We start from the raw sequence: 5,687 nt of genomic DNA on the forward strand, positions 1-5,687 counted from the left end.
GCATCTTACGCACAAGCTTTATTCAGCGTTTCCTAAAGTCATTTTCGGCGATCTTCTGATGTGGAAAGGTGATGAAAAATCATGGGAATTATGGGCGTGATCGTGCTGATCATTCTGGTGATCGGCGTTACCAAATACGGGATACGATAACATTTTAAATCGGGGAGGATTTTGAACATGGTAAAACTGATTCTGCTGGCACTTTTCGTATGGGTCATCTGGCTCACACTCCGGAAAATTTTCAGAGGATACTAAAGGCAATACCGCATAAAGCCCGCCTGACGGCTTTGCACGCACAAGCTTTATGCAGTGTTTCCCTGATTCCTGCGAACACAAGGCGACAAAAAGTCCTGCTCTCCTTCCACGGAGAACAGGACTTTTTTCACTGCTTCGCAGCGTATATCCGTTGCTTTATTCGCCCTTGTTCGGCAGTGTGTGAATGATCGATACCAGGAACTTCAGCAGTACTACGGCATCATTGCTGTCTACTTCGCCGCTTTCGTCGCAGTCAGCGTTTGCCTGCTGCTGTGCAGAAAGAGATACCGCATTTGCAGCCGCCTTGTTCAGCAGAACCGCATCAGTGATGTCTACTCTGCCGTCCAGATTGATGTCGCCGTACAATGTAGCAGCTTCCACTGCACCCTTTGTGGTAACTGTGGTTTCACTTGCCGTTGTAGCGGTGGTGTCTGCACTGGTTTCTGTTGCAGAAGATTCTACAGTCGTTTCTGTGCTTTCTTCGGTATCCGCAGTAGAAACGGTGGTTTCCACAGTCGTTTCTGCGGTATCTTCTGTGGTGGTTACTACAGAAAAATAAGTAGTTGCTGTGGTTTCCGTTTCCGTAGTAGTTTCTGCTGTCGTATCAGTTGTTGCATCTGTTGTTACAGTTGTGCCCGGTTCTGCATTGCCATACAGATCTTTCGGCAGTTCGTCCAGTGTGATGCAGTAATCGCTGGTGTACATCTTCTTCAGCTGAGCCGCATCGTTATACTGGCTGGACATCAGGTGATCGCCGTACCACGGGCAGAAATACAGCCAGCCGGCATTTTCAATGACCATGTTTTCCTCAGACGGAATGGAGTCATTTTCTGCCATAGCAACCATTTTCTTGCCGCTGGTCAGTTCATACAGATAGTTGAAGATCGGAGAAATGGCACTCAGGTTCGGTGTGCCGGAGCTCTGACCGTCGTCGCGGTTAAAATCGCAGTTATACTTGTCGTATGCCACGATGTCTACATAGTCATCACCCGGATACCATGTATCAGAGTTTGCATAGTTGTAGCTGTTGTATTCCCAGATGATGTTGTGCAGACCATATTCTTCGGTCAGCGTGGTGTACAGCAGCTTCCACAGTTCCTTGTATACTTCTGCTCCGCGGTCGCCCCACCAGAACCAAGAAGTACCGTCGCTGTAGTTACCTTCGTTGCCCTGTGCTTCATGCAGTGGACGGAGAATGATCGGCACGTTGGCATCCTGTAGCTTCTGGAGCTGTTCTGCCAGATCCTTCATAGCTTCCTGGAAGTACTCGTATTCCTTTGTGCCTTCCTTGACTGCGTTTGCTGTGTTGAAAGTGCTGTTCGATGTCTGATAGTTCTTATACGTGCATTTCTTCCAGTCAACCTCGTCACCCAGCGTGTATTTGTCAAAATCGATCGGCACATTGATATGCCACGATGCAGTGACGATACCATTCTGTTCTTTTGCCCATTTGATTGCACGTTCCGTTGTGCCGTCTTCCCAGCCATACAGCGGGTTGTAGTTCATAAAGTCAAAACCGCGGATCGCCGGCAGCTTTCCGGTATTGTCCTTAATGTAGTTGAATTCCTTTTCGGAATCGCCGTCATTCCCGCCGCCGTAAATTTCCTGCTGACCAGAAATGATGTGAGAACCATATACGCTCTTGAGGTAGGACATCAGAGCCTTGGTTTCCTTGGTTGCCTTGGGGTCTACCGGTGTTGCCGTTGCCTTTTCATATTCCGGCTTCGGTGTCTGTGTCAGAGTCATGTTGTCGTACAGGCAATAGCCCCAGCCGCCGCCGAATGTAATGGTGTTTTCACCCTTGGTCAGCTTCAGATCGCCCCAGTTGTAATCGTTCCAGTCATCTGTATGTGCGATCTTGACGGTCTTGGTAGCGGTACTGTCGTCAGAACGTGTAACAGTCACCTGTGCTTCCCGAATGTCGCTGGAAGAAGTTCCCAGATACATAATGCATCTGGTCATCAGCCGATACATGCCAGTTTCCGGTGCATCAATGGTAAAGCTCATGGTGCCGGAACTGGTGACCCAGACAAATCCGGCACCGGTATAACCCGGATATTCATCATTATAGACTTTTGTTGCAACCTGTGCATCACTTGACAAAGTCAGATCCTCACACTCCGCAGAGAACAGCGGATCCGCAGCAGATACCACAGCCGCCGGCACTGCCTGTGCCATGCCCAGACAAAGTGCTGTCGCTACGCCGGCACTGCCCAGACGTTTCCAAAAATTCTTCATTGCTCCATCTTCCTTTCTGGTTACAGAGTTTATCACTCAACCTGCAGCGGCAGTATTGCACAAAACAGCCGCTGAATTTCATAGAACAATTATACACCCTTTCCGAAAATTTGTCAATAGTCACAAAACGGTTTCTGGAAAAGTTTTTTGGACTGGGCATTTTTCCGTAGTCGAATTGACAAGGCAAATCGAAGGTGTTATAATTATTAAGAAAACACTGCATAAAGCCCGCCTGACGGCTTTGCACGCAATCTGCGTGCAGATTTTTCGTCATATTGCCCAGAAATCCCTTGCCAGACACCAAGTCTGCCTGCGGAATTTCTGGGCAATCTGCCAAAAAATCTGACGACGCATCTTAGCACAAGCTTTGCTCGGTGTTTCTCCTAACAGGTAAAGCAACAGAGTAGCCGGCAGTTTTTCACTGCCAAAACGAGAAAAGGACGGCGATCATATTGTATAATCCGCAATCCCTTCGGGCGGAAGAATTTATCAACCATGCAGAGATCCTGGACACGCTGGAATACGCCAGAGCACACAAAAACGACACTTCCCTGCTGTCAGAAATTCTGGCAAAGGCGGCACGGCGAAAGGGACTGAATCATCGGGAGGCGGCGGTGCTGCTGCTCTGTGAAGATGATGCTGTGACAGAGCAGATGAATCGTCTGGCAAGGCAGATCAAGCTGGATTTCTACGGCAGCCGTATTGTCATTTTTGCCCCGCTGTATCTGTCCAACTACTGCGTCAACGGATGTACCTACTGCCCCTATCACGCCAAGAACAAGCACATCTCCCGCAAAAAGCTGTCGCAGGAGGACATTGTTCGGGAGGTCACGGCGTTGCAGGACATGGGACACAAGCGGCTTGCCATTGAAGCCGGCGAAGACCCGCTGCACAACCCGATCTCTTACATTCTGGAATGCATCGACACCATTTATCACATTCACCACAAAAACGGAGCAATCCGGCGGGTGAATGTCAACATCGCCGCCACCACGGAAGAAGAATACCACATGCTGAAGGAAGCCGGCATCGGAACGTATATCCTCTTTCAGGAAACCTATCACAAGGAAAGCTATGAAAAGCTTCACCCCACCGGTCCGAAGCACAATTACGACTACCACACCGAAGCCATGGATCGTGCTATGGCTGGCGGCATTGATGATGTGGGACTGGGCGTGTTGTTCGGGCTGGAAAATTATCCCTACGAGTTGGTAGGGCTTCTCATGCACGCAGAGCATCTGGAAGCTGTCCACGGCGTTGGTCCTCACACCATCAGCATTCCCCGCATCAAAAAGGCAGAGGACATCAACCCCGACGATTTCGACAACGGCATCAGCGACGATATTTTCGCCAAAATCTGTGCCCTCATTCGCATTTCTGTCCCCTACACCGGCATGATCATTTCCACACGGGAAAGTCAGGCAGTACGGGAACGGCTGCTTCCGCTGGGCATTTCCCAGATCAGCGGCGGCTCCCGTACCAGCGTCGGCGGCTACGATATACCGGAAACACCTGATGACAATTCCGCACAGTTTGATGTCAGCGACCGGCGTTCGCTGGACGAAGTGGTGCGGTGGCTCATGGAAATGGACTATATCCCCAGTTTCTGTACCGCCTGTTATCGTGCCGGACGCACCGGCGACCGGTTCATGGCTCTCTGCAAAAGCGGACAGATCCAGAACTGCTGCCACCCCAACGCTCTCATTACCCTACAGGAATTTCTGGCGGACTATGCTTCGCCGGAAACCAGAGCACTGGGGCAGGAAGTGCTGAAGCGGCAGCTTCTGGAAATTCCCAACGAAAACGTCCGTGCCAAAACCGAAACCTATCTGCGTGAAATCCTGCAAGGGGCAAGAGATTTCCGGTTTTAAGGAGAAACGCTTATGGAACAGAACCGCAACCAGACACCCCGTGCCAATCGGGTACACATTGGCTTTTTCGGGCGGCGGAATGCCGGTAAGTCCAGCCTGATCAACGCCGTTGCCGGACAGACGATCTCTGTGGTTTCCCCTGTCTGTGGCACCACCACAGACACCGTGGAAAAAGCAATGGAACTGCTGCCGATCGGAGCAGTTGTGCTGATCGACACCCCCGGTCTGGACGACACCGGCACACTGGGAGAACTGCGGGTACAGCAGGCAAAGCGGGCATTTTCTCACACAGATCTGGCTGTGCTGGTAATCGATGCCTCCACCGGCATGACTGAAGCAGACCATACCATTTTGCAGCAGCTGGAACAACAGCAGATTCCGGTGTTGCAGGTGTGGAACAAATGCGACATCGCAGACAACGTTCCGGAAACCGGCATTGCTGCCAGTGCCAGAACCGGACAGGGTATCCAGATGCTCAAGGAACAGCTGGGAAAACTCTACCAGCAGCATGCCGAAAAGCAACCGCCGTCCAGTCTGTTCGGCAGCCTGCTCCGACCGGAGGACGTGGTGCTTCTGGTCACTCCCATTGACGAATCGGCTCCGAAAGGGCGTATGATTTTGCCGCAGGTACAGGCAATTCGGGAGATTCTGGATCAGACTGCCGTCTGTCTGGTGACACAGCCGGAACAGCTGGCTCACACCCTTTCCCTACTGAAACAGCCGCCGCGGCTGGTGGTCACTGACAGTCAGGCATTCGGGCAGGTCAAAGCACTGGTGCCGGAGGAGATCTTGCTGACATCGTTTTCCATTTTGTTCGCCCGCTATAAGGGCGTTCTCGCTCCGGCAATGCAGGCGGCACAGACTCTGGAAACCCTTCCGGAAAACAGCCGGATCCTCATTTCTGAGGGCTGCACCCACCACCGCCAGTGCAACGACATCGGCACAGTAAAACTGCCCCGCTGGATCACTACACACACCGGCAAGCAATTTTCGTTTTCGTTTTCCTCCGGCAACAGCTTTCCGGAAGATCTCACGCCCTACCGCCTTGTGGTGCACTGCGGCGGCTGTATGCTGAACCAGCGGGAAATGGAAACCCGTGCCGCGAGAGCCGCTGCACAGGGCATTCCCTACACCAATTACGGCGTACTGATCGCCTACCTCAACGGCATCTTAGAGCGAAGCCTGACATTTTTGAAAGCCCTGGAAAACACGGAATAAAGGAAACACGGAATAAAAATCCCTGCTCCGGATCATACCGGAACAGGGATTCTTTTCTGTCTGTAGGATACAGGGCAATACCGCACAAAGATTGTGCGGTATTGC

General features: G+C 51.6%; 3 protein-coding genes. 2 read left to right on the top strand and 1 reads right to left on the bottom strand.

What is annotated here, in order from left to right; genetic code table 11:
* Nucleotides 1-411: 411 nt before the first annotated feature.
* Complete coding sequence (locus tag RUMCAL_RS04155) at nt 412-2,493, bottom strand: glycosyl hydrolase (RefSeq protein WP_040646929.1); 2,082 nt, start codon at nt 2,491-2,493, stop codon at nt 412-414.
* A gap of 452 nt (nt 2,494-2,945) precedes the next feature.
* On the opposite strand from RUMCAL_RS04155, the gene hydG reads away from it, so the two are divergent.
* Nucleotides 2,946-4,364, top strand: a complete 1,419-nt coding sequence (gene hydG, locus RUMCAL_RS04160) for a [FeFe] hydrogenase H-cluster radical SAM maturase HydG (RefSeq protein WP_021681304.1) — start codon at nt 2,946-2,948, stop codon at nt 4,362-4,364.
* Between the two features lie 12 nt (nt 4,365-4,376).
* Nucleotides 4,377-5,582 carry a [FeFe] hydrogenase H-cluster maturation GTPase HydF gene (gene hydF / locus RUMCAL_RS04165; RefSeq protein ID WP_021681305.1) on the top strand — a complete coding sequence of 402 codons (1,206 nt, stop codon included), beginning with the start codon at nt 4,377-4,379 and terminating at the stop codon, nt 5,580-5,582.
* The last annotated feature ends 105 nt before the right edge of the window (nt 5,583-5,687 follow it).

The sequence above is a fragment of the Ruminococcus callidus ATCC 27760 genome (assembly GCF_000468015.1).
Classification (GTDB): Bacteria; Bacillota; Clostridia; order Oscillospirales; family Ruminococcaceae; genus Ruminococcus_C; species Ruminococcus_C callidus.

Excerpts from the sequence above, each read along its gene's own strand:
- hydF (WP_021681305.1), top strand. The coding sequence starts at position 4,377 with ATGGAACAGAACCGCAACCAGACACCCCGTGCCAATCGGGTACACATT.
- RUMCAL_RS04155 (WP_040646929.1), bottom strand. The coding sequence starts at position 2,493 with ATGAAGAATTTTTGGAAACGTCTGGGCAGTGCCGGCGTAGCGACAGCA.